The sequence below is a fragment of the Thauera humireducens genome, assembly GCF_001051995.2.
Taxonomy (GTDB): Bacteria; Pseudomonadota; Gammaproteobacteria; order Burkholderiales; family Rhodocyclaceae; genus Thauera; species Thauera humireducens.
In genome coordinates, this window is record NZ_CP014646.1 from 687322 (window position 1) to 710396 (window position 23075).

21 protein-coding genes are annotated in these 23075 nt (G+C 65.2%); 15 read left to right on the forward strand and 6 right to left on the reverse strand.

Going from position 1 to position 23075, the window contains the following annotated elements; translation table 11 throughout:
- Nucleotides 1-128 precede the first annotated feature (128 nt).
- From AC731_RS03255 to AC731_RS03265, 3 genes are read left to right on the forward strand one after another with little or no spacing between them, the layout of a single operon-like run.
- A complete protein-coding gene (locus AC731_RS03255; RefSeq protein ID WP_048709211.1) occupies nt 129-815 on the forward strand; it encodes an ABC transporter permease in 687 nt (228 codons plus the stop codon).
- Nucleotides 812-1537, forward strand: coding sequence for an ABC transporter permease (locus AC731_RS03260; protein ID WP_004253490.1), 726 nt, complete (start codon nt 812-814; stop codon nt 1535-1537). Before AC731_RS03255 ends, AC731_RS03260 begins: the two co-directional genes overlap by 4 nt.
- A gap of 24 nt (nt 1538-1561) precedes the next feature.
- Nucleotides 1562-2326, forward strand: coding sequence for an ABC transporter ATP-binding protein (locus tag AC731_RS03265; protein ID WP_004253493.1), 765 nt, complete (start codon nt 1562-1564; stop codon nt 2324-2326).
- A 39-nt stretch (nt 2327-2365) separates the two neighbouring features.
- Here the strand turns inward: AC731_RS03265 and AC731_RS03270 are convergent, their stop codons facing one another.
- The gene (locus tag AC731_RS03270) at nt 2366-3511 is read right to left on the reverse strand and encodes an MFS transporter (protein WP_048710543.1); all 1146 of its coding nucleotides are present in this window, start codon (nt 3509-3511) and stop codon (nt 2366-2368) included.
- A gap of 204 nt (nt 3512-3715) precedes the next feature.
- Here AC731_RS03270 and AC731_RS03275 point away from each other — a divergent pair, with 204 nt between their 5' ends.
- On the forward strand, nt 3716-4615 hold the full coding sequence (locus AC731_RS03275) for a LysR substrate-binding domain-containing protein (RefSeq protein WP_048709213.1): 900 nt from the start codon (nt 3716-3718) through the stop codon (nt 4613-4615).
- Between the two features lie 19 nt (nt 4616-4634).
- Here AC731_RS03275 and AC731_RS03280 read toward each other — a convergent pair whose 3' ends face one another.
- Both AC731_RS03280 and AC731_RS03285 read right to left on the reverse strand, forming a co-directional pair.
- Nucleotides 4635-5624 carry an HpcH/HpaI aldolase/citrate lyase family protein gene (locus AC731_RS03280; protein ID WP_048709214.1) on the reverse strand — a complete coding sequence of 330 codons (990 nt, stop codon included), beginning with the start codon at nt 5622-5624 and terminating at the stop codon, nt 4635-4637.
- 110 nt (nt 5625-5734) lie between these two features.
- Complete coding sequence (locus tag AC731_RS03285; protein ID WP_048709216.1) at nt 5735-6724, reverse strand: malate dehydrogenase; 990 nt, start codon at nt 6722-6724, stop codon at nt 5735-5737.
- Nucleotides 6725-6958: 234 nt separating this feature from the next.
- Between AC731_RS03285 and AC731_RS03290 the strand changes: the two genes are divergently transcribed.
- The 11 genes from AC731_RS03290 to zapE all read left to right on the forward strand — a co-directional run bounded on the left by AC731_RS03290 (nt 6959) and on the right by zapE (nt 19617).
- Nucleotides 6959-7687 (forward strand): GntR family transcriptional regulator, encoded by a 729-nt coding sequence (locus AC731_RS03290; RefSeq protein WP_038010876.1) that lies wholly within the window; start codon nt 6959-6961, stop codon nt 7685-7687.
- A gap of 111 nt (nt 7688-7798) precedes the next feature.
- Nucleotides 7799-8188 carry a succinate dehydrogenase, cytochrome b556 subunit gene (sdhC, locus tag AC731_RS03295; protein ID WP_004253518.1) on the forward strand — a complete coding sequence of 130 codons (390 nt, stop codon included), beginning with the start codon at nt 7799-7801 and terminating at the stop codon, nt 8186-8188.
- The gene (gene sdhD / locus AC731_RS03300; RefSeq protein WP_048709219.1) at nt 8182-8529 is read left to right on the forward strand and encodes a succinate dehydrogenase, hydrophobic membrane anchor protein; all 348 of its coding nucleotides are present in this window, start codon (nt 8182-8184) and stop codon (nt 8527-8529) included. The genes sdhC and sdhD overlap by 7 nt, the downstream gene beginning before the upstream one ends.
- 2 nt (nt 8530-8531) lie before the next feature.
- Nucleotides 8532-10325: a succinate dehydrogenase flavoprotein subunit gene (gene sdhA / locus AC731_RS03305; RefSeq protein WP_004253524.1), complete on the forward strand. Its 1794-nt coding sequence runs from the start codon at nt 8532-8534 to the stop codon at nt 10323-10325.
- Nucleotides 10326-10356: 31 nt separating this feature from the next.
- On the forward strand, nt 10357-11067 hold the full coding sequence (locus tag AC731_RS03310; RefSeq protein WP_004253526.1) for a succinate dehydrogenase iron-sulfur subunit: 711 nt from the start codon (nt 10357-10359) through the stop codon (nt 11065-11067).
- A 15-nt stretch (nt 11068-11082) separates the two neighbouring features.
- Entirely contained in the window at nt 11083-11319 is a 237-nt protein-coding gene (locus AC731_RS03315) for a succinate dehydrogenase assembly factor 2 (RefSeq protein ID WP_048709222.1), read from the forward strand.
- A 60-nt stretch (nt 11320-11379) separates the two neighbouring features.
- Nucleotides 11380-12675 carry a citrate synthase gene (gene gltA, locus AC731_RS03320; RefSeq protein WP_048709223.1) on the forward strand — a complete coding sequence of 432 codons (1296 nt, stop codon included), beginning with the start codon at nt 11380-11382 and terminating at the stop codon, nt 12673-12675.
- Nucleotides 12676-12836: 161 nt separating this feature from the next.
- On the forward strand, nt 12837-15689 hold the full coding sequence (locus AC731_RS03325; RefSeq protein ID WP_048710545.1) for a 2-oxoglutarate dehydrogenase E1 component: 2853 nt from the start codon (nt 12837-12839) through the stop codon (nt 15687-15689).
- Nucleotides 15690-15713: 24 nt separating this feature from the next.
- Nucleotides 15714-16892 (forward strand): 2-oxoglutarate dehydrogenase complex dihydrolipoyllysine-residue succinyltransferase, encoded by a 1179-nt coding sequence (gene odhB / locus AC731_RS03330; RefSeq protein ID WP_048709225.1) that lies wholly within the window; start codon nt 15714-15716, stop codon nt 16890-16892.
- 84 nt (nt 16893-16976) lie between these two features.
- Complete coding sequence (gene lpdA, locus AC731_RS03335) at nt 16977-18401, forward strand: dihydrolipoyl dehydrogenase (RefSeq protein WP_004252204.1); 1425 nt, start codon at nt 16977-16979, stop codon at nt 18399-18401.
- A 103-nt stretch (nt 18402-18504) separates the two neighbouring features.
- On the forward strand, nt 18505-19617 hold the full coding sequence (zapE, locus tag AC731_RS03340; RefSeq protein ID WP_048709227.1) for a cell division protein ZapE: 1113 nt from the start codon (nt 18505-18507) through the stop codon (nt 19615-19617).
- Between the two features lie 7 nt (nt 19618-19624).
- Here the strand turns inward: zapE and AC731_RS03345 are convergent, their stop codons facing one another.
- From AC731_RS03345 to gspM, 3 genes are all read right to left on the reverse strand, one after another.
- Nucleotides 19625-20371 carry a type II secretion system protein GspK gene (locus AC731_RS03345; protein ID WP_082794232.1) on the reverse strand — a complete coding sequence of 249 codons (747 nt, stop codon included), beginning with the start codon at nt 20369-20371 and terminating at the stop codon, nt 19625-19627.
- Nucleotides 20371-22392 carry a PhoX family protein gene (locus AC731_RS03350; RefSeq protein WP_048709230.1) on the reverse strand — a complete coding sequence of 674 codons (2022 nt, stop codon included), beginning with the start codon at nt 22390-22392 and terminating at the stop codon, nt 20371-20373. The genes AC731_RS03345 and AC731_RS03350 overlap by 1 nt, the downstream gene beginning before the upstream one ends.
- Before the next feature lie 148 nt (nt 22393-22540).
- Nucleotides 22541-23074 (reverse strand): type II secretion system protein GspM, encoded by a 534-nt coding sequence (gene gspM, locus AC731_RS03355; protein WP_048709232.1) that lies wholly within the window; start codon nt 23072-23074, stop codon nt 22541-22543.
- Nucleotide 23075: the final 1 nt, after the last annotated feature.

A 23075-nucleotide genomic window follows, 5' to 3' on the forward strand; every position in this document is an offset into this window, starting at 1 on the left:
TCCGAGGCTGCACGCGGGCGTGAGGATGCGCCCGCGGCGCTTCGCATCCGAACCGGCGGCCTGACGGCCGCCTTCATGTTTCTGCTTTCTGTCCGCGGCCATCGTGCGTCCGGGACAGGGCTTCTGCGATGCTCCACGGCTACCTTCCTTCCCTTCTCGATGGCGCCTGGGTGACGCTGCGCGTGGCGGTGTTCTCGCTGCTGCTCGCGCTCGTGCTCGGGCTGATCGGCGCTTCGTCGCGACTGTCGCCCAATCCGCTGCTGCGCCTGCCCGCAACGCTCTACACCACGGTGGTGCGCGGCATCCCCGACCTCGTCATGATGTTGCTGATCTTCTACGGCGGCCAGGTCGGCATCAACCTCGTCACCGACGCCCTCGGCCTCGAGTATGTCGACGTCAATCCATTCGTCGCCGGCATCCTGACGCTGGGCTTCATCTTCGGCGCCTACTTCACCGAGACCTTCCGCGGTGCCTTCATGGCGGTGCCGGCGGGGCAGCTCGAGGCCGGGCGTGCTTACGGCATGAGCCGCTGGCAGGTCTTCCATCGCGTGCTGTTCCCGCAGATGCTGCGGTATGCGCTGCCCGGCCTGGGCAACAACTGGCAGGTCATGCAGAAGAGCACTGCGCTCGTGTCCATCATCGGCCTGTCCGACATCACCTGGCTGGCCGACCAGGCCGGGCGGACGACTCATGAACCCTTCCTGTTCTACGGAGTGGTGTGCGTGTTCTACCTGCTGATGACGGCGGTGTCCGGGCTGCTGTTCCGCTGGCTCGAGCGACGCTACTCGGTGGGTATGCGGAGGGCGGCGGCATGATCGAATGGAGTCTGTTCGCCGAGAGCTGGCCGGCGTATGCGGGCGGCCTGTGGCTGACGTTGAAGCTCACCGTCCTGTCGCTGGCGGCCGGCCTGGTACTCGCGATCCCGCTGGCGGTGCTGCGCGTGTCGCCTTCGCGCTGGGTCTCGGGCCCGGTGTGGGCCTACAGCTATTTCTTCCGCGGCACGCCGATGCTGGTCCAACTGCTGCTGATGTACTACGGCCTCGGCCAGTTCGAGTGGATACAAGCGCAGTGGGACGCCGGCAACGCTTTCTGGCTGGTGTTTCGCGACCCCTACGGCTGTGCGCTGATCACCTTCGCGCTCAACACCGGCGCCTACACCACCGAGATCATCGCCGGCGCCTTGCGCGCCATGCCGCATGGCGAGATCGAGGCCGCGCGCGCCTGTGGCATGAGCCGCTACACCATGCTGCGCCGCATCCTGCTGCCGGGTGCGCTGCGCCGCGCCCTGCCGGCCTACAGCAACGAGATCATCTTCATGCTGCATGGCACGGCGATCGCATCGACGGTCACCCTGGTCGATCTCACCGGTGCCGCGCGCAATGCGTATTCACAGTTCTTCGCGCCGTTCGAAGCCTTCATCTTCGCCGGCCTGATCTACCTCTGCATCACCTTCGCGCTGGTCGGCCTGTTCCGCGTTGCCGAGCGGCGCTGGCTCGCCCACCTGCGGCCGCGCACCACGACGCGCAAGGCCGCCTGAGCGCGCGCTTCGAGGAAACCTCTCATGACCCAACTCACCGTCCAGGATCTGCACAAGCGCTACGGCGACCACGAGGTGCTCAAGGGCGTCTCGCTGTCGGCTGAGGCCGGCGACGTCATCACCATGATCGGTTCGTCCGGCTCGGGCAAGAGCACCTTCCTGCGCTGCATCAACTTCCTCGAGCAGCCCGACGCCGGCCGCATCCAGGTGGCGGGCGAGGAGATCCGTCTGGTGCCCGGCAAGGACGGCCACCTGCGCGTGGCCGACGCCAAGCAGCTGCAGCGGCTGCGCACGCGGCTGGCGATGGTGTTCCAGCATTTCAACCTGTGGGCGCACATGACGGTGCTGGAGAACGTGATCGAGGCGCCGGTGCATGTATTGGGCGTGTCCAGGCGTGAGGCGACGGAGCGTGCGATGGCCTACCTGGACAAGGTCGGGATCACCCGCTTCAAGGACAGCTATCCGGCGCACCTGTCGGGCGGCCAGCAGCAGCGCGTGGCGATTGCCCGCGCACTGGCGATGGAGCCGGCGGTACTGCTGTTCGACGAGCCGACCTCGGCACTCGACCCCGAGCTGGTCGGCGAGGTGCTGAAGGTGATGCGCGGGCTGGCCGAGGAGGGGCGCACGATGGTGGTCGTGACGCACGAGATGGGCTTTGCGCGCGAGGTCTCGAGCAAGGTGATGTTCCTGCATCAGGGACTCGTCGAGGAATACGGCCCGCCGGCAGAGGTGTTCGGCAACACGCGCAGCGAGCGCTTGAAGCAGTTCCTTTCCGGCAACCTCAAATAGATTGCAGTCTGGCTGCGGCGCAACTGGGTACAGCGCGCTTCAATCCCGGTTGGAGGCGGCCGGCAGCCGGCGCAGCCGCAGTGCGACCGCGGCGGTCAGCAGCAGGCAGGCGCCGAGCAGGGCGGTGAGCCCATTCCAGTGTCCGGCGCTCCAGGCCATGCCCGCAAGGCTGCCGATCACGCTGGCGCCCAGGTAATAGCTCGACAGATACAAGGCCGACGCAAGCGCCCGCCGTTCGCCGGCACGGCGTCCCACCCAGCCGCTCGCCAGTGCGTGTGCGGCGAAGAAGCCGAAGGTGAAGATGCCGACCCCGGCGATGATCAGCCACAGCGGCGAGGCCAGCGTCAGGGCCAGGCCGGAGCCCATCACCGTCACCATGACCCACAGGGTGTTGCGCCGCCCGTAGCGTTCGGCGAGACGCCCGCTGAGCGCCGAGGCCCAGGTGCCGACCAGATACAGCAGGAAGATCGCGCCGATCGCGGTCTGGCCCAGCGTGTAGGGCGCTTCGAGCAGGCGGAACCCCAGGAAGTTGTAGAGGCCGACGAAGGCGCCCATGCCGAGGAATGCGGTCAGGAAGAGCCAGGGCAGGCCCGCGTCGCGATAGATGGCGAGCGTGTCGCCGACGATGCGTGCCGGCGTGGCGGCCCGGGGGCGGAAGTGGCGCGAGGCCGGCAGACCGCGCCAGAAGACGAAGGCGGCAAGCAGGCCCAGCAGGCCGATCACGCCGAGCGCGATCCGCCACGAGGCGACATCCGTGAGCAGGGCGGCGATGAAGCGCCCGCTCATGCCGCCGAGCGCGTTGCCGGCGATGTAGAGACCCATGGCGCGCGCCTGCGCGTTGGCAGCGAACTCCTCGCCGATGTATGCCATCGCTGCCGCCGGCAGGCCGGCAATCACGGCGCCGAGCAGCGCGCGCAGCACCAGCAAGGTAGCGAAGTCCGGAGCGGCGGCGGTCGCGAGGGCGAGGACGGCTGCCATGGCGAGCGCGATCTTCATGACCGGCTGGCGGCCGAGCCGGTCGGCGAGGACGCTGCCCGGGATCAGCATCAAGGCCAGCCCGGCGGCGGTGGCCGAGACGGTCAGGCTGGCACTGGCCGCGCTCACGCCGAAGTCGTCCGCCAGCAGGGGCAGCAGGGGCTGCGTGCTGTACACCATCGCGAACGTGGCGAAGCCGCCGACGAACATCGCGAGGTTGGCGTTCCGGTAGGCGAGCGTGCCGGCCTCGAGCTGGGTCGAAGCGGGGGCGGTGTCGGCGGTCGGGGATGAAGCGGCAGTGTGCGCCATGCGGATGGGCCGGGGGTGCGGGTTGGCGATGTCGTGATGCTAGGTTGTCGCGACGCTGCGGGTCCAATATATTCGAACGCTGTGATTGATATCGAAGAGATATGAATGGAGCTGCGACATCTGCGCTACTTCGTGGCCGTTGCCGAAGAACTGAACTTCACCCGTGCCGCGGCGCGCCTCCACATCGGGCAGCCGCCGTTGTCGATCCAGATCCGGGCGCTGGAAGAGGAGATTGGCGCCCGGCTGTTCGACCGGAACCAGCGCCGGGTGAGCCTGACGCTGGCGGGCGAACGGCTGCTGCTGCATGCGCGCGGGGTGCTGTCTGCGGTCGAGGCGGCCGTGATCGACACGCAGCGCGCGGCGCGCGGGGAGCTGGGAGAGCTTCGCGTCGGCTTCACGTCCTCGCTGCCGTTCACCGATCTGCTGCCCGATGCGCTGCAGGCCTATCGCCGGCGCTATCCGGGTGTCCGCCTCCAGTTGCGCGAGATGTTCACCCCGCGCCAGTTCGAGGCGATCGCCGGTGGCGAGCTCGATGTCGGCTTCGTGCGCCTTCAGACCGACGCCGCGCCGCGTGGGATCGTGGTGCGCGAGATCGCGCGCAATCCGCTGCGACTCGTGGTGAATGCCGCACACCGGCTGGCGGGTGCCGCGTCGGTGTCCTTCCGCGACCTGGTGGATGAGGACTTCGTCAGCTTTCCGCCGGATCTCGGCACCGATCTGCCCGAGGTGCTGCGCCGGCTGTGCCTGGAGGCCGGTTTCGAGCCGCGCATCGTGCAGACCGCGCGCGAGGCAACGACGCAGATCGGGCTGGTCGCGGCAGGGCTGGGCGTCGCCCTGCTGCCCGCGCCGCTCGAATCGGTGCGCATGCCGCGTGTGCGCTACGTGCCGCTGCAGGAGGCGGATGCGCAGTTCCGCATGGCGATCGCGGTGGCTGCGCAGTCGACGTCGCCCCTCGTGGCCGGGTTTCTGGAAAGCGTCGAGCGGATCCGCGACGGCGCCGCGTGAGCTTGCTGCGGCGGGGGGCTCAGTGGGCGAAGAAGCGTTGCCGCGCCTCGTCTGGCAGTTCCATGCCCGTGTGGCGGGCGCGCAGCAGCAACTCCCAGTAGTAGCGATAGGAGGCGCGGTCGTGCAGGCGACCCTTGTGCTGTATGGGTCCCCAGGCGGTGTCCTGCGCGGCGATCAGGATCTCGGCGGCTTCCGCCACTTCCGAGAAGTCGGGCTGCATCGCGGCAATGATCGGCAGGATCTGGTTCGGATGGATGCTCCACATGCGCAGGTAGCCGAATTCGCGCCGCGCACGCTCGGCGTCGTGGCGAATCACGGCGACGTCCTGCAACTCGGTGGTGACGTTGTGCGAGGGCACCACGCCGTTGGCGAGTGCGGCGGCGGCGATGTCGGTCTTGGCGCGCACGATCAGCGGATGTTCGAATTGCCCTGGACTCTTCATGGCGCTGCCGGGAATCGCGCCGTGGTGGCCGGAGACGAAGTCCATCAGGCCGAAGTCGAGCGACTCGACCCCGTCGAGCGCGGCGATCTCCCAGGCCTCGCGCAGCGCGCCGTGGGTCTCGATCAGCACGTGAACCGGCAGCGTGCGCCTGGTGGCGAAGGCGGCCTCGATCCGGCGCAGTTCGGCGATCTGGGTCGCTGCGTCGGCGCAGGAGCGCACCTTGGGCAGCGTGACGAAGGCCAGCCGCTTGCCGGCGCCGCCGACGAGGATCTCGAGGTCCTGCACCCAGTGCGGATGCGTGATGTCGTGGATGCGAGCGCCCACACGGCCGAAATGGTTCTCCGCGCCATTGACGATGTCGACCACCATGCGCGCGTGTTCGGCCTCGGCGCCCGCCCGGGCGCCGTCCTCGCAGTCGCAGGTGATGTCGAACACCGGGCCGAGTTCCTGCTGCAGCTTGAGCGCCTTCAGCATCAGTTTCTCGGCGCCCGCATAGTGGTCGACCGCGGGCAGGGCGGGGAAGGGCTTTTCGCCGGCGAACAGGACATCGGCAGGGTGCAGGTGCATGAGGGATTCCTTGATGGGCACCGCCGGGGGCGGGGCAGGAAACAAAAAGGCCACGGGATTTTACCCCCGTGGCCTCTCGCGAAGGCGGCTCGACGCCGCGCTTGCGTCGCTTACTTCAGCATGTCGGCAACGGCCGCGCGCTCTTCCTCGAGTTCCTTCAGGGTGTTGGCGATCTTGCCCTTGGAGTACTCGTCGATTTCCAGGCCCTGGATGATCTTGAACTCGCCGTTCTTGCATTCGCACGGGAAGCCGAACACCACGCCTTCGGGGATGCCGTAGGAGCCGTCGGAGGGCACGCCCATGGTGACCCAGTCGTCGGAGCCGAGGGCCCAGTCGCGCATGTGGTCGATGGCAGCGTTGGCGGCCGAGGCGGCCGAGGACAGGCCGCGGGCTTCGATGATGGCGGCGCCGCGCTTGCCGACGGTCGGCAGGAACACGTCGTTGTTCCAGGCGTGGTCGTTGATCAGCGCCTTGACCGAGTCACCGTTCGAGGTGCAGAAGCGGTAGTCGGCGTACATCGAGGGCGAGTGGTTGCCCCACACGACCATCTTCTTCAGGCTCGACACCGGGCGGCCGGCTTTCTGGGCCAGCTGCGTCAGGGCGCGGTTGTGGTCCAGGCGCAGCATGCCGTGGTAGTTGGCCGGGTTGGTGCGGCCCACCTTGATGGCGGCAGCGCGGGCGATGTAGGCGTTGGTGTTGCAGGGGTTGCCCACGACCAGCACCTTGACGTTCTCGTTGGCGTTCTCGGCGATTGCCTTGCCCTGAACGGTGAAGATGGCGCCGTTGGCGGTCAGCAGGTCGGCACGCTCCATGCCGGGGCCGCGCGGACGGGCACCGACCAGCAGGCAGTAGTTGGCGTCCTTGAAGGCGACGTTCGGGTCGTCGGTGGCGACCATGCCGGCCAGCAGCGGGAAGGCGCAGTCGTCCAGTTCCATCATCACGCCCTTCACCGCCTTCTGGGCCTGGGGCAGATCGAGCAACTGCAGGATCACGGGCTGGTCCTTGCCCAGCATTTCGCCACTGGCGATGCGGAACAGCAGGCTGTAGCCGATCTGGCCGGCTGCGCCGGTGACTGCAACGCGGACGGGGGCTTTGCTCATGTGGATACTCCCTCTAAAAAGACGGTCGGTGATGTCGGTATCGAGAATTCGACGCTCGGGTGCGCGCTGTGGAACCGGCGGCGAATTCCACCGTTTCCTGACTCGTGGCACGTGCATCTCGGGCGCGGAGATACTAAGATCATTCAGGTACGGTGTCAAATCATGGCTTATATCTTATATAAGACATAAGACACTGCGTGGACGATTCCGGATTTTTGTGATCAAATGGCGCGCATGTCACAGGAAGCCCCCACTTTCAGCCCGCTCTACCGGCAGATCAAGGCCTTGATTCTTCAGGCGCTTGAGTCCGGCGAGTGGCGTCCTGGTCAGGCGATTCCGAGCGAGCAGGAACTGGCGAGCCGCTTCAGTGTTTCGCAGGGAACCGTTCGCAAAGCGATCGACGAGATGGCCGCTGAGAACCTGCTTGTGCGCAAGCAGGGCAAGGGCACTTATGTGGCCTCGCACAACGATCCGAGAGCCTTGTTCCGCTTCCTTCGCCTCGTGCCGATGGATGGAGATCTGTCCCATCCGCAGAGCGTGCCGCTCGACTGCTGGCGGGCAAAGGCGGGGCAGGAGGCGTCGCGCATGCTCGGGATCGAGCTTGGTGCGCCCATCATCATCGTTCGGCGTCTGCTCAAGTTTGCCAACAAGCCGGTGGTCATCGACGAGATCTATCTTTCGGGCGAGATCTTCCAGGGTTTGACTGCCGAAGTCCTGCAGGGCTGGAGTGGATCGCTGTACAGCCTGTTCGAGACCCGCTTCGGGCTGCGGATGATCCGCGCGCAGGAGCGTATCCGCGCCGTGGCCGCCGACCGCAACGCGAGCGAGGCGCTCAAGGTGGCGGAAGGTACGCCGCTGCTGTCGGTCGAGCGCGTCACCTATACCTACGGCGACAAGCCGGTGGAGTGGCGCCGCGGGCTGTATTCGACGGCCGAGCACTTTTATCTGAACGAGTTGAGTTGACGTAATGGTGCGCTGCGAGACGGCGCTATAATTACGAATTACGTATAACGCCGTACGTAATTTTGAAAGTCCGCGGCGAATCTTTCGTCGTGCATGCAGAGGGGAGTCTTCATGTCAGATGTGACTGTGCGCAAACCGAGGCCGAAGCACCTGGCCTTGAACCAGATCCGGCTGCCGCTGCCGGGTATCGTGTCGATCCTTCACCGGATCAGCGGGGCAGGCCTGTTCCTGTTGCTGCCCTTCCTGTTGTTCCTGCTCGATCGCAGCCTTGGCTCGCCCGAGACCTTCGAGACCTTCAGCGCGGTGGTCGGCCATCCGCTGGTCAAGCTGCTTCTCATCGGTCTGCTGTGGGCCTACCTGCACCACTTCTGTGCCGGCATCCGCTTCCTGCTGCTCGACATGCACAAGGGGCTGGAGCTCGAAGCGGCTCGCAACTCCTCGCGCATCGTTCTGGTCGTGAGCATCGTGCTTACCGTCATCATCGGGGTGAAACTATGGTGAAGCGTCAACCTGTCGGCGCGCACTACGGTCTGAAGGACTGGATTGCGCAGCGTGCCACTGCGGTCTTCATGGCCATCTATACGATCATCTTCGCGGTCTGTGCGCTGGCGCTGCCGGAGTTCAGCTACGAAGCCTGGTCCGGGCTGTTCTCCGCCGGCCTGTTCCGGTTCCTGAGCTTCCTGTTCTTCCTGTCGCTGTTCTACCACGCCTGGATCGGCGTGCGTGATATCTGGATGGACTACGTCAAGCCGACCGGTGTGCGCCTGGCGCTGCACCTCGTCACTCTCTTCCTGCTCGTCGGCTACGCCGGCTGGGCGGCCCAGATTCTTTGGAGGCTGTAAGCGTGAACGTCGCAAAGCGTACCTTTGATGCGGTCATCGTCGGCGCGGGTGGTGCTGGCCTGCGTGCGGCCCTGCAACTGTCCGAATCCGGTCTCAAGACCGCAGTGCTGACCAAGGTCTTCCCGACGCGTTCGCATACCGTCGCAGCCCAGGGCGGCGTCGCCGCCTCGCTCGGCAACTCGACCGAGGATAACTGGCACTGGCACATGTACGACACCGTGAAGGGTTCGGACTGGCTGGGTGACCAGGATGCCATCGAGTTCATGTGCAAGAAGGCGAACGAAGTCGTCGTCGAGCTGGAACACTACGGCATGCCTTTCGATCGCACCGACAATGGCAAGATCTATCAGCGCCCGTTCGGTGGTCACTCGATGAACTACGGCCAGGCGCCGGTGATGCGCTCCTGTGCGGCTGCCGACCGTACCGGTCACGCCATGCTGCATGCGCTCTACCAGCGCAACGTTCGCGCGAACACGCAGTTCTTCGTCGAATGGATGGCGCTGGACCTGATCCGCAACGCCGATGGCGATGTGCTCGGCGTGACCGCGATGGAGATGGAGACCGGCGAGGTCTCGATCTTCCACGCCAAGGCCACCATCTTCGCGACCGGCGGCGCCGGCCGTATCTACTACTCCTCGACCAACGCCTTCATCAACACCGGTGACGGCGTGGGCATGGCGGCGCGTGCCGGCATTCCGCTGGAAGACATGGAGTTCTGGCAGTTCCACCCGACTGGCGTGGCCGGTGCGGGCGTACTGATCACCGAAGGTGTCCGTGGCGAAGGCGGCATCCTGCGCAACGCCTCGGGCGAGCGTTTCATGGAGCGCTACGCGCCCAACCTGAAGGATCTGGCCTCGCGCGACGTCGTCTCGCGCGCGATGACCACCGAGATCAATGAGGGTCGCGGTGCCGGTCCGGACAAGGATCACGTTCTGCTGGACATCACCCACCTGTCGCCCGACACGATCATGAAGCGCCTGCCGGGCATTCGCGAGATCGCGATCCAGTTCGCCGGCGTCGATCCGATCAAGGCGCCAATCCCGGTCGTGCCGACCTGCCACTACCAGATGGGCGGTATTCCGACCAACTACAAGGGCCAGGTCGTGGTGCCGAAGGACGGCAATCCGAACACGCCGGTCCAGGGTTTCTACGCCGCTGGCGAATGCGCCTGCGCCTCGGTCCACGGCGCGAACCGCCTCGGCACGAACTCGCTGCTCGACCTGCTGGTGTTCGGCAAGTCGGCGGGTGAGACCGTGGTCGAGGACTTCAAGTCGGGTCAGCTGACCCTCAAGCCGCTGCCCGAGAACGCGGCCGATGTCTCCCTGGCTCGCCTCGCGCGCCTGGAGTCGCAGACCAACGGCGAGAGCGTGTTCGACGTCGGCATGGAAATGCGCCGCACGATGCAGAAGCACGCCGGCGTGTTCCGTTTCGACCAGCTGTTGAAGGAAGGCGTGCAGAAGATCGGCGAGGTGGCCGAGCGTGCCAAGCGCACCGAGATCAAGGACAAGTCCAAGGTCTGGAACGTGGCCCGCATGGAAGCGCTGGAACTGGACAACCTGATTGAAGTCGCTCGCGCCACGATGGTGTCGGCCGAGGCCCGCAAGGAGTCGCGTGGTGCTCACGTGCGCGACGACGCGCCGGATACGCCGGAGAATCCGAACGGTCGCGATGACGCCAACTGGCTCAAGCACACCCTGTGGTACAGCGAAGGCAACCGTCTGGATTACAAGCCGGTCAACCTGAAGCCACTGTCCGACGACGTCGAGCCGATCGCGCTCGCCAAGCGCACTTATTGATCAGCGTGATGAGCGCACGGGAGAAACACACATGACCAAGCGTACCGTTCAATTCAAGATCTACCGCTACGATCCGGACAAGGACGAGAAGCCCTACATGCAGGACATCTCGGTCGAGCTCGAGGCCTCCGACAAGAAGCTGCTCGATGCGATCGTCCGCCTGCGCGCAAAGGACGATTCGCTGTCCTTCCGTCGCTCATGCCGCGAAGGCGTGTGCGGTTCGGACGCGATGAACATCAATGGCAAGAACGGGCTGGCCTGCCTGACCGACATCGACAGCCTGCAGCAGCCGATCACGCTGCGTCCGCTGCCGGGTCTGCCGGTCATCCGCGACCTGATCGTCGACATGACGCAGTTCTTCAAGCAGTACCACTCGATCAAGCCCTATCTGGTCAACAACGACCCGACCCCCGAGCGCGAGCGCCTGCAGTCGCCGGAAGACCGCGAGGAGTTGAACGGCCTGTACGAGTGCATCCTGTGCGCGTGCTGCTCGACGTCCTGCCCGTCGTTCTGGTGGAACCCGGACAAGTTCGTCGGCCCGGCCGGTCTGCTTGCCGCATACCGCTTCCTCGCCGACACGCGCGACCAGGACACGAACGCGCGCCTCGACAACCTCGAGGACCCGTACCGTCTGTTCCGTTGCCATTCCATCATGAACTGCGTCGACGTCTGTCCGAAGGGTCTGAACCCGACCCGCGCGATCGGCAAGATCAAGGACATGATGGTTCGGCGTGCGGTATAAGGGCGAGACGGACCTATGAGCATCAATAGGGGGCGTGTGCGCTGGCAGTGCCGCAGGGCTTTGCTGGAGCTTGATCTCGTGTTCACGCGCTTCCTCGAGCGGCATTTCGATCGTCTCACCGACGATCAGCTGGCGGATCTGGATGACCTGCTGCGCTGCGACGACTACGACATCTGGGCGATGGTCAATGGCAGCAAGGCGTGCGAGGTGGACCGCTGGAAGGAGATGGTCGGCCTGCTGCGTCAGACTTGACGCGGCAGGTACGGCTGCAACACGACAAGCAGTTAAACCGGCAAGTAGAAGGGACGATCTATGAGCACTGAACGCACGGCAACGCTAACCGTCGATGGCAAGACCGTCGAATTCCCGGTGATGACCGGCACCCATGGTCAGGATGTGATCGACATCCGTACCCTGGGCGGCAAGACTGGTCTGTTCACCTACGATTCGGGCTTCCTGTCAACTGCGAGCTGCAAGTCGAAAATCACCTTCATCGACGGCGACAAGGGCGAGCTGCTCTATCGCGGTTATCCGATCGAGCAGCTGGCCGAGAAGTGCAACTTCCTCGAGGTCGCCTATCTGCTCAAGAATGGCGAGCTGCCCAATCAGTCGCAGAAGGTCGAGTTCGAGGATCTGATCAAGCGGCATTCGATGCTGCACGACCAGATGACGAAGTTCTACTCGGGCTTCCGTCGCGACGCACATCCGATGGCAGTCATGGTCGGTGTCGTGGGTGCCCTGTCGGCCTTCTACCACGAGGCGATGGATTTCTCCGACGCCGAGCACCGCAGCGTGTCGATCAACCGCCTGATCGCCAAGCTGCCGACCATCGTTGCGATGGCCTACAAGTACAACAAGGGCGAGCCCTTCATGTACCCGCGCAACGATCTCGACTACACCGCCAACTTCATGCACATGATGTTCGGCACCCCGTGCGAGAAGTACGAGCCGAACCCGGTGCTGGTGCGTGCGCTGGACGTGATCTTCACGCTGCATGCCGACCACGAGCAGAACGCCTCGACCTCGACCGTCCGCCTGGCTGGTTCGTCGGGTGCCAACCCCTTCGCCTGCATTTCGGCCGGTATCGCCTGCCTGTGGGGGCCGGCGCACGGCGGTGCGAACGAAGCCTGCCTGAACATGCTCGAGGAAATCGGCGACGTGTCGCGCGTGGGCGAATACATCAAGCGTGCCAAGGACAAGAACGACAGCTTCAAGCTGATGGGCTTCGGCCACCGCGTGTACAAGAACTTCGATCCGCGCGCCAAGCTGATGGGCAAGGTGTGCGCCGACGTGCTGGGCGAACTGGGCCTCGAGAATGACCGCCTGTTCAAGCTCGCCAAGGAACTCGAGCGCATCGCGCTGGAAGACGAGTACTTCGTGGAGAAGAAGCTCTACCCGAACGTCGACTTCTACTCAGGCATCGTCCAGAAGGCCCTGGGTATCCCGACCTCCATGTTCACCTGCATCTTCGCGCTGGCGCGCACGGTGGGCTGGATCACCCAGTGGGAAGAAATGATCACCGATCCGGAATACAAGATCGGCCGTCCGCGTCAGCTCTATATCGGTGCTACGCGACGCGACGTTCCGGCGATGGAACAACGTCCGTAAGAGACGATGGAGAGGGGAGGGAGTTTCCGCCGACTCTGACGAAAACGGGGTGGCTGCGCCTGCGCGGTCATCCCGTTTTTCCTTAAGGGATCGGATCCAGGTTTCTCCGACCACCGTAATACCCGTAAGCAGGGCAACAGAAAACACAGGTGGCTTTCATCATGATGAAGCAACTCGAACAGACATCGCATTTGTTCGGCGCGAACGCGCCGTTCATTGAAGAGCAATACGAGAATTACCTCGCCGATCCGGCCTCGGTGTCGGAAGAATGGCGTGCCTATTTCGACCAGCTGCAGAACCAGGCGGGTGCCGCCGCGCGCGATGTCGCGCACGGTCCGGTCATCGCCGCCTTCGAGCAGATGGCCAAGCGCGGACCGGTCCGCACCGTCGTCTCCGGCGGCGGCGAGGACAAGCAGCAGGTTTCGGTGCTGCAGCTGATCAACGCCTATCGTTTCCTCGGTAACCGCTGGGCCAACCTCGACCCCCTGAAGCGCACCGAGCGTCCGCAGATCGCCGAGCTCGAGCCGTCCTACTACGGCTTCACCGAGGCCGATCTGTCGAAGAGCTTCAACGTCGGCTCCTTCCACGGCTTCTCGACCGAGCATGCCAGCCTGCGCGAGATCCTCGAGGCGCTGCGCCAGACCTACTGCGGCTCGATCGGCGCCGAGTACATGTACATGACCGACATCGGTCAGAAGCGCTGGATCCAGAGCCGCCTCGAGAGCGTGCGTGGCACGCCCAAGTTCTCGGCGGAGATGAAGAAGCGCATCCTCGAACGCACCACCGCGGCCGAGACCCTCGAGCGCTACCTGCACACCAAGTACGTCGGCCAGAAGCGCTTCTCGCTCGAAGGCGGCGAATCGGCCATCGTGGCGATGGACGAACTGATCCGCGTCGGCGGCAGCCTCGGCGTCAGTGAGACGGTGATCGGCATGGCCCACCGCGGCCGCCTCAACGTGCTGGTCAACACGCTCGGCAAGTCGCCGTCGATGCTCTTCTCCGAGTTCGAAGGCAAGGCCGCGGCCGACCTGAGCGCCGGCGACGTGAAGTACCACATGGGCTTCTCGAGCGACGTGATGACCCCGGGCGGTCCGATGCACCTGACCCTCGCGTTCAACCCCTCGCACCTGGAGATCATCAACCCGGTAGTCGCCGGTTCGGTGTATGCGCGCCAGGTGCGTCGCAAGGATGCGAGCAAGACCCAGGTGTTGCCGGTGCTCATCCACGGCGATGCGGCGGTCGCCGGCCAGGGCGTCAACCAGGAAATGCTGAACTTCTCGCAGACCCGCGGCTACGGCACGGGCGGCGCGGTTCACATCGTCATCAACAACCAGATCGGCTTCACCACATCCGATCCGCGCGACTACCGCTCCTCGCTGTACTGCACCGACATCTTCAAGATGGTCGAGGCGCCGATCTTCCACGTGAATGGCGACGACCCCGAGGCGGTTGCCTTCGTCACGGCGCTGGCCGTCGAGTTCCGCCAGGAATTCAAGAAGGATGTCGTCATCGATATCGTCTGCTTCCGCAAGCTCGGCCACAACGAGCAGGACGAGCCGATGGTCACGCAGCCGCTGATGTACCGCAAGGTGCAGCAGCATCCGGGCACACGCAAGCTCTACGCCGACCGTCTGGTGGTGGAAGGCACCCTGAAGTCCGACGAGCCCGAGAAGATGATCGCGGACTACCGCGAGCACCTCGACCGCGGCGAACTGCTCTACAACCCGGTGCTGTCGGGCCACAACCGCCAGTACGCGGCTGACTGGACGCCGTACCTGAAGAAGTCCTACACCGACGAGTGCGACACCACGGTGCCGGTGCAGGAGGTCAAGCGCCTCGCCGGACGCCTGACCGATATCCCCGCGACCTTCGCGCTTCATTCGCGCGTCAAGAAGATCATCGAGGATCGCGCTGCGATGGGCCGCGGCGAACTGCCGCTGGACTGGGGCATGGGCGAGAACCTCGCCTACGCCAGCCTGCTGGCGCAGGGCTACGCGGTGCGCATCTCGGGTGAGGACGTGGGCCGTGGCACCTTCTTCCACCGTCACGCGGTGCTGCACGACCAGAAGCGTGAGCGCTGGGACGAGGGCAGCTACAAGCCGCTGGAACACATCCAGGATGGCCAGGCCGGCTTCCAACTCTTCGACTCCGTGCTGTCCGAGGAGGCCGTGCTGGCCTTCGAATACGGCTACTCGACCACCGAACCCGACGAACTCGTGGTCTGGGAGGCGCAGTTCGGCGACTTCGTGAACGGTGCCCAGGTCGTGATCGACCAGTTCATCAGTTCCGGCGAGGCCAAGTGGGGCCGCCTGTCGGGTCTGGTCATGATGCTGCCGCACGGCTACGAGGGCCAGGGTCCTGAGCACTCTTCGGCTCGTCCGGAGCGCTTCATGAACATGGCGGCCGAGAACAACTGGCAGATCTGCGTGCCGACCACCCCGGCCCAGATCTTCCACCTGCTGCGCCGCCAGATGATCCGCAAGCTGCGCAAGCCGCTGATCATCATCACGCCGAAGTCGCTGCTGCGTCACAAGGAGGCGATCTCGACCATCGACGAACTGGCGAACGGCCGCTTCCAGACCGTGATCCCGGAAGTCGAGAAGCTGGATCCGAAGAAGGTCAACCGCGTGGTCCTGTGCCAGGGCAAGATCTACTACGAACTGCTGGCTCACCGCCGCGAGAACAAGATCACCGACACCGCGCTGGTCCGCGTCGAGCAGCTCTATCCCTTCCCGGCGGACGACTTCGCCAAGGCGATCGAGCAGTTCCCGAACGCCAAGGAAGTGGTCTGGTGCCAGGAAGAGCCGCGCAACCAGGGTGCGTGGTACTGGCTCGCGTCGCGCCAGCACCTGGTCAACGTGCTCGGCACCAAGCGCAAGCTCCTGCTGGTCAGCCGTCCGGCAGCCGCGTCGCCGGCCGTGGGTTACTACGCCAAGCACAACCAGCAGCAGAAGGCCGTGATCGAACACGCTTTCGGTCCGATCCAGGAAACCACGCCGCAGTCCCCGAACTGACAGAACAACCAGGGAGAGAACTCCATGCTGATCGAAGTCAAAGTACCGCAGCTGTCCGAATCCGTCTCCGAAGCCACGCTGGTCGCGTGGCACAAGAAGGAAGGCGACGCCGTCTCGCGCGACGAGAACCTTATCGACATCGAGACCGACAAGGTCGTGCTCGAGACGCCGGCGCCTGCCGACGGCGTGCTGGTCAAGATCATCAAGGCCAACGGTGACACCGTGACCTCGGGTGAGCTGATCGCGCAGATCGACACCGAAGCCAAGGCCGCGGGCGCCTCGGCACCGGTGGCCGCGCCGGTGCAGGCCGTGACCCCGCCGCCGGCCGCTTTGGCCGCTGGCGCCGCCAGCCCCGCCGCACGCAAGATCCTCGACGAGAAGGGCATTGCCGCCGCCGATGTCGCCGGCTCGGGCCGTGGCGGTCGTGTCACCAAGGAAGACGCCGTCGCTGCCCAGCCCAAGGCGGCCGCTGCCGCGCCGGCCGTGATCGCGGCCGTTGGCGATCGTGCCGAAGAGCGCGTGCCGATGACCCGTCTGCGCGCCCGCATCGCCGAGCGCCTGATCCAGTCGAAGAACGAGAACGCCATCCTGACCACGTTCAACGAAGTGAACATGGCGCCGGTGATGGCCCTGCGCAAGCAGTACGGCGACAAGTTCGAGAAGGCGCACGGTGTCCGCCTGGGCTTCATGGGCTTCTTCGTCAAGGCCGCCGTGGCCGCGCTGAAGAAGTTCCCGATCCTGAACGCCTCGGTCGACGGCAGCGACATCGTCTACCATGGCTACATCGACATCGGCATCGCGGTCGGTTCGCCGCGTGGTCTGGTGGTGCCCATCCTGCGCAACGCCGAATCCATGTCGATCGCCGAGATCGAGCTCAAGATCGCCGAGTTCGGCCAGAAGGCCAAGGATGGCAAGCTGTCGCTGGAAGACCTGTCGGGTGGCACCTTCTCGATCTCCAACGGTGGCGTGTTCGGCTCGATGATGTCGACCCCGATCATCAACCCGCCGCAGTCGGCCATCCTGGGTATCCACGCCACCAAGGATCGCCCGGTGGTCGAGAACGGCCAGATCGTCATCCGCCCGATCAACTACCTGGCGATGTCCTACGACCACCGCATCATCGATGGTCGCGAGGCCGTGCTGGGTCTGGTGACGATGAAGGAAGCGCTGGAAGATCCGGCCCGCCTGATCCTCGACGTCTAAACGATCCGTGCCGGGGCGCGTTCCGTTGCAAGGCTGCGGCCTGCGCGACGGGGCTGCGCCCCGTTTTCCTGTTGGGAGAGATGAATGTCCAAAGAATTCGACGTCCTCGTCATCGGCGGCGGTCCCGGCGGCTATGTCGCGGCCATCCGCGCTGCGCAGCTCGGCTTCAAGACCGCCTGCTGCGAATCCAATCCCTATGCCGACCCCAAGGGTGAGCCGCGCCTCGGCGGCACCTGCCTGAACGTCGGCTGCATCCCGTCCAAGGCGCTGCTGCACACCTCGCACCTGTTCGAGGAAGCTGGCCACAGCTTCGAGAGCCAGGGCATCAGCGTGGGCACGCCGAAGATCGACGTCACGAAGATGGTCGCGCGCAAGAGCAGCATCGTCGACCAGCTCACCGGCGGCATCAAGGGCCTGTTCAAGAAGAACAAGGTCACGCTGCTGAATGGCCACGGTTCCTTCGCGGGCAAGGGCGATGCCGGCTGGCACGTCAAGGTCGGTGACGAGCTCGTCGTCGCCAAGCAGGTCATCGTGGCCACCGGTTCGTCGCCGCGCCACCTGCCGGGCATCCCCGTCGACAACAAGATCGTGTGCGACAACGTCGGCGCGCTGGACATCGACGCGGTGCCGAAGAAGCTCGCCGTGATCGGCGCCGGCGTCATCGGCCTGGAGATGGGCTCCGTGTGGCGCCGCGTGGGTGCGGAGGTGACCGTGCTCGAAGCGATGCCCGACTTCCTCGCCGCTGCAGACCAGGACGTGGCGAAGGAAGCGCTGAAGGTCTTCACGAAGCAGGGCCTGGCGATCAAGCTCGGCGTGCAGATCGGCGAGGTCAAGATCGGCAAGAAGGGCGTGACGATCGCCTACAAGGACAAGGACGGCGCGGACCAGAAGCTGGAAGCCGACCGCCTGATCGTGTCCGTCGGCCGCGTGCCCAACACCCAGGGTCTGAACCCTGAAGCGGTCGGCCTCAAGATCACCGAACGCGGCATGATCGAGGTCGATGACCACTGCCGCACCAACCTGCCCGGCGTGTGGGCGGTGGGCGACGTGGTGCGCGGCCCGATGCTGGCGCACAAGGCGATGGAAGAGGGCGTGATGGTCGCCGAGCTGATGGCGGGCCAGGCCGGCCACTGCAACTTCGACACCATCCCCTGGGTCATCTACACCAGCCCCGAGATCGCCTGGGTCGGCAAGACCGAGCAGCAGCTCAAGGCCGCCGGCGTGGCCTACAAGGTCGGCAAGATCCCCTTCCTGGCCAACGGCCGCGCGCTGGGCATGGGCGACCCGACCGGCTTCGTGAAGATGCTGGCCGACGCCAACACCGACCGCATTCTCGGCGTGCACATCATCGGCGCCAATGCTTCGGAGCTGATTTCCGAAGCGGTGGTGGCGATGGAGTTTGCCGGTTGCTCCGAAGACCTGGCGCGCATCTGCCATGCCCACCCGACCCTGTCGGAAGTGGTGCACGAAGCTGCGCTGGCCTGCGACAAGCGTCCGCTGCACTTCTGAACGGCGCCTGACCCGCACGGGGTGAGGGAGGAGGGGGCAACCCCTCTCGACTCACCCCGTTTTTCCGTCAACCCTTCTGTTTCTCGACGAGTCGTTTCGCACCATGCCCCATCGCATCCTCAACGTGGCCGAGCACGGCATGCTTGATGCCTACGAGGCCGAGCTCAAGGCCCGCGGCTTCACCGCCGATCCGGCGCAGCGCGCAGCGGCCAGCCGCCTGCAACGCCTCTACACCGAACTCATCGGCTTCAAGGCCGCGCGTCGCAGCAAGTTGCGCAAGATGTTCGCGCGTCCCGCCATGCCGCGCAGCGTCTACTTCTGGGGCGGCGTCGGGCGTGGCAAGAGCTTCCTGATGGACTGCTTCTTCAACTCGGTGCCCTACAAGCGCAAGCGCCGGGTGCATTTCCACGCCTTCATGCAGGAAGTGCAGAACGACCTCAAGAACCACAACCACGAACCCGATCCGCTGCAGAAGGTGGCCGACCGCATCGCGGCGGAGACTCGCCTGCTCTGTTTCGACGAGTTCCACGTCTCGGACATCGCCGACGCGATGATCCTCGGTCGCCTGCTCGAGGCGCTGTTCGCGCGCGGCGTGATCTTCGTCATGACCACGAACTACCCGCCGGATGGGCTCTACCCGAACGGCCTGATGCGGGTGAATTTCCTGCCGACGATCGAGTTCATCAAGAAGAGCTTCGACGTCATCGAGGTCGACGACGGCACCGACTACCGCCTGCGCACGCTGGAAGCGTTGGAGATCTACCTGGTGCCACACGACGCCGCGGCCGAGCGCAAGCTCGAGGATGACTTCGTCCGCCTCGCGGGCGGGGCCGGAGACACTGGCGAGATCGAGGTCCTGGAGCGCAGGCTGCCGGTGATCCGCAAGGCTGCAGGCGTGATCTGGTTCGACTTCGAGACGCTGTGTCGCGGCGCACGTTCGCAGAACGACTACCTCGAGATCGCACGCGAGCACCACACGCTGGTGCTGTCGAACGTACCGAAGATGCTGCCCGGCAACGCCGCCGAGGCGCGGCGCTTCACCTGGCTGATCGACGTGCTCTACGACCACCGCGTCAAGCTCATCGTCAGCGCCGAGGTGCCGGCTTACGAGTTGTATACCGAGGGGCAGAACGCCCACGAGTTCGTGCGCACCGTCAGCCGGCTGATCGAGATGCGTACGCGCGACTACCTGGCCGAGGCGCACCGGGTGGAGTGATCGACGCTCAATGCTGGCGCAGTGCGAGGACGCGGACGCTGTCGCTTTCGCGTACGAGCAGCGCCTGCAAGGTGACCGTCGCCACGCGATACTGCACGACCGCCTCGGCAAGGAAGGTGTCGCTGGTGACTCCAACCTGTTCGGGGTGCGGGAGTTCGACGCCTTCGGGCAAGCGCTCCGCCAGGGCCCTCAGTGTCGGGGCCGGTTCAGTCCTCAGCTGCTCGGCGATCGCCCGTGCCTGTGCGGGCGTCGCGCCGGGGAGGATTGCCGGCAGGATGATCGCCGGGGCGGTGTTGATGTTCACCGGCACGCGTAGCGGGGTCGGGACGGGCACTGACGGATACCGTGCGGCCTGAGTGCCGCCGCCGCCATCGCCACCCGCAGCCTGTCCGATCATGCCGTTCAGCGCTGCGTCAGCCGATGCGTCGGTGATCATCAGCTGGATGCGGCCGTCGGCGTGCAGCGCGGGCTGCTGCACCTGTGCCCAGGGCTCGCCGAGCCAGTCGATGCGGCTGTTCCGGGTGTCGGCTTCGAGCATCTGGCGGGCGAGGTCGAGCGCACTCAGTGCCAATTGGCGCGCCTGGACGAAGTCGTCGCGATCCGACGCGAGTTCGATGCGTGTGTCGAGCCGCGCCAGCATCGTGGCTGCAAGCGCCGAAACGACAGCGACCGCGAGTAGCGCGACGATGATCGCCGCGCCTCGCGGTCGTTCGAGGCGCCACCCCTTACGGGGTGGCCTGCGCAGGGGCGGCATCAGGTACCGATGATGCCGCCGTCCTTCTTGGTCACGACGACGGTCGCCGAGCGCGGACGGCCACCGCTCGCTTCCGGCCACTGGCTGAAGGCCAGCGGATTCTGCGAGATGAACTGATCCATCGACATGCCCGCCGTCGGCGTCGGGGAGTTCGGGTGGCCGCTGGCTTCGCCGGGGTGCTGGACGTTGATGAACATCGTCTTGCCGTCCGGGGTGAAGGTCAGGCCGGTGATCTCGCAACCCGACGGGCCCACCAGGAAGCGCTTGATCTCACCCGAGACCGGGTCGGCACACAGCATCTGGTTGTTGCCCTGGCCGGCGTAGACGCCGGTGTTGCTGTAGTTGCCGTCGGTCTGGATCCACAGGCGGCCGTCAGCGTCGAAACCAATGCCGTCCGGGCTGTTGAAGGTGTTGTCGGCGGTGATGGCAGCCGAGCCCGAACGCAGGTCGCTGCGGTCCGGATAGGCGATCGGGTTGCCGGCGACAACGAACAGGTCCCATTCGAAGCTGGTCGCGGCGGCATCGCTGCCCGCCTCGCGCCAACGGATGATCTGGCCGTAGCGGTTCTGCGCACGCGGGTTGGCATCGTCGGTGACGGTACGGCTGCTGTTGTTGGTCAGCGTGCAGTAGACCTCGTTGGTGCCAGGATGGACCGTAATCCACTCCGGACGGTCCATCTTGGTCGCACCGACCGCATCCGCAGCCAGACGGGTCTTGATCAGCACTTCGGCTTGATCGGCGAAGCGGCCGTCGGCAGCCAGCACCGGGTTCGCCTGCTTGTCGAGCAGGATCCACTGACCATCGCCCATGAAGTCACCGCTGGCCGCGCCATCGCTGAACTTCGCGACGTAGAGCTTGCCGTTGTCGAGCAGGCGGCGGTTCGCTGCGTCCTTGCCCGGCACGAAGCGGCCATCCGATACGAACTTGTAGATGTAGTCGTTGACCTGATCATCACCCATGTACACCACGACGCGGCGGTCAGCGGTGAAGGCGTAGGCACAGTTTTCGTGCTTGAATCGGCCGAGTGCGGTGCGCTTGACCGGCATCGAGGACGGATCGAACGGGTCGATTTCGACGATCCAGCCGAAACGGTTCGACTCGTTCGGTTCCTTGACGTAGTCGAAGCGTTCGTCGAACTCTTCCCAGCGATATCCGGTGCCGCGGGCGCTGATGCCGTAGCGGCGCATCACGTCGTCGCGGCTGTCAGCGGCGCTGGTGGTGCCGAAGTAGCCGTTGAAGTTCTCTTCACAGGTGAGGTAGGTGCCCCAGGGCGTGAAGCCGTTGGCACAGTTGTTCAGCGTGCCGAGCACGCGCTTGCCGCTGGGGTCGGCCTTGGTGCGCATGAGGCTGTGACCGGCCGCCGGCCCGCTGATCTGCATCGGCGTGTTGCCGGTGATGCGGCGGTTGTACTTCGAGTTGCGGACGATGTCCCACTTGCCCTTGTGCTGGCGCACGTGCAGCACCGAGGCGCCGTGGGCGTTTTGTGCCTTGAGGACCTTGTCGGCGGTCCACGGGGTCATGAACTCGGCACCGAACAGGTACTCGTAGTTGGTGTACTCGTGGTTCATGACCAGCAGGCCTTCCTTGGCCGACTTGCCGTTCAGCGGGAAGAAGTGCATGCCGTCGTGGTTGTCACCGATCTGGCGGCCCTGATCAGCGCCGGTGTTGGTGCCGTCCGGGCGCCAGGCCGGCGAGTCGGCGAACAGCGGGTCACCCCAGCGCGCGAAGATCTGCGCCTGATAGCCCTCGGGGACGACGATGGTATCGGCGCTCGAGGTGCCAATCGGGGTGAAGCCGATGCGCGGACCTTTTTTCGGACCGTGACCGCGGCCATGATCCATGTGCTGGTGGGCATGCTTGCCAGCCTGGGCAAAAAGCGGTGCGGCCAGGAAGGCGGCGGCACCAAGGCCCAAGCCGGATTTGAGGAAGCCGCGGCGCGACACGGTGCGGTCGACGATCTGCTGGAAATGTTCGTTGTCGGACAGGTTGCTCGGCAGGTCGTCCTGGTCGAAATGGCTCATCTACATGCTCCGTTGAGGGGGATGGCAGGGAGCGTGTATTCTCATAAGGCCAGATTGCGCATGAATGAAAGCGGTATTGCGTCAATATTTACCGAAATCAGATTTGGCGCAGCTGCCATAAATCGGCAAAACCGCGGTGGATGTGGCGTCAGCTGCCCCTGAGCCGGAGTCGTCCGCGCACCGTATCCGGCCCGTCGTGCGTCCGCAGGGCGAGGTCGAGGGGCTCGACGCCATGGATCGCCTGCGCTTCGGCCAGCCATTCGAGTGCAGCCTGGGCTTCTCCAAGACCTTCGAAGCGGACCTGCTCAGGGTGTTCGCCGTCCGCCTCCCTCTCGAGCGCCAGATTCAGTCCCCGCGCGGCAGCGAGTGCGGAGAGGGCCGCGATTGCAGCGGATTCGGTGTCGGCAGCCTCGGCCGGAGCGGGGCGGGATATCAGCCGGGTGATCTCGGTCGCTGCGTTTGCAACGACGTGCTGGCGTGCCTGTGCGCGGGGCAGGGCGTCGCGGAGACGTGCATGCTCGCGCGCCAGCGCTTCGCCGAGGCTGATCAGCCCGAGTGCCGCCAGCGCTGCAAGTGCCTGTATGACGAGACGCCGTTCGCGCGGCGAGAAGTCCAGCCAGCGGACCTGCAAGCGGTCAATGGCCGGGCGAAGGGGAGACAGGAATTGACGTGCGAGCTTCATG

What these genes read in the sequence shown, in the direction of transcription:
- AC731_RS03255 (WP_048709211.1), top strand. Translation starts at nt 129, where the DNA reads ATGCTCCACGGCTACCTTCCTTCCCTTCTCGATGGCGCCTGGGTGACG.
- AC731_RS03260 (WP_004253490.1), top strand. Translation starts at nt 812, where the DNA reads ATGATCGAATGGAGTCTGTTCGCCGAGAGCTGGCCGGCGTATGCGGGC.
- AC731_RS03265 (WP_004253493.1), top strand. Translation starts at nt 1,562, where the DNA reads ATGACCCAACTCACCGTCCAGGATCTGCACAAGCGCTACGGCGACCAC.
- AC731_RS03270 (WP_048710543.1), bottom strand. Translation starts at nt 3,511, where the DNA reads ATGTTCGTCGGCGGCTTCGCCACGTTCGCGATGGTGTACAGCACGCAG.
- AC731_RS03275 (WP_048709213.1), top strand. Translation starts at nt 3,716, where the DNA reads ATGGAGCTGCGACATCTGCGCTACTTCGTGGCCGTTGCCGAAGAACTG.
- AC731_RS03280 (WP_048709214.1), bottom strand. Translation starts at nt 5,624, where the DNA reads ATGCACCTGCACCCTGCCGATGTCCTGTTCGCCGGCGAAAAGCCCTTC.
- AC731_RS03285 (WP_048709216.1), bottom strand. Translation starts at nt 6,724, where the DNA reads ATGAGCAAAGCCCCCGTCCGCGTTGCAGTCACCGGCGCAGCCGGCCAG.
- AC731_RS03290 (WP_038010876.1), top strand. Translation starts at nt 6,959, where the DNA reads ATGTCACAGGAAGCCCCCACTTTCAGCCCGCTCTACCGGCAGATCAAG.
- sdhC (WP_004253518.1), top strand. Translation starts at nt 7,799, where the DNA reads ATGTCAGATGTGACTGTGCGCAAACCGAGGCCGAAGCACCTGGCCTTG.
- sdhD (WP_048709219.1), top strand. Translation starts at nt 8,182, where the DNA reads ATGGTGAAGCGTCAACCTGTCGGCGCGCACTACGGTCTGAAGGACTGG.
- AC731_RS03310 (WP_004253526.1), top strand. Translation starts at nt 10,357, where the DNA reads ATGACCAAGCGTACCGTTCAATTCAAGATCTACCGCTACGATCCGGAC.
- AC731_RS03315 (WP_048709222.1), top strand. Translation starts at nt 11,083, where the DNA reads ATGAGCATCAATAGGGGGCGTGTGCGCTGGCAGTGCCGCAGGGCTTTG.
- gltA (WP_048709223.1), top strand. Translation starts at nt 11,380, where the DNA reads ATGAGCACTGAACGCACGGCAACGCTAACCGTCGATGGCAAGACCGTC.
- AC731_RS03325 (WP_048710545.1), top strand. Translation starts at nt 12,837, where the DNA reads ATGATGAAGCAACTCGAACAGACATCGCATTTGTTCGGCGCGAACGCG.
- odhB (WP_048709225.1), top strand. Translation starts at nt 15,714, where the DNA reads ATGCTGATCGAAGTCAAAGTACCGCAGCTGTCCGAATCCGTCTCCGAA.
- lpdA (WP_004252204.1), top strand. Translation starts at nt 16,977, where the DNA reads ATGTCCAAAGAATTCGACGTCCTCGTCATCGGCGGCGGTCCCGGCGGC.
- zapE (WP_048709227.1), top strand. Translation starts at nt 18,505, where the DNA reads ATGCCCCATCGCATCCTCAACGTGGCCGAGCACGGCATGCTTGATGCC.
- AC731_RS03345 (WP_082794232.1), bottom strand. Translation starts at nt 20,371, where the DNA reads ATGCCGCCCCTGCGCAGGCCACCCCGTAAGGGGTGGCGCCTCGAACGA.
- AC731_RS03350 (WP_048709230.1), bottom strand. Translation starts at nt 22,392, where the DNA reads ATGAGCCATTTCGACCAGGACGACCTGCCGAGCAACCTGTCCGACAAC.
- gspM (WP_048709232.1), bottom strand. Translation starts at nt 23,074, where the DNA reads ATGAAGCTCGCACGTCAATTCCTGTCTCCCCTTCGCCCGGCCATTGAC.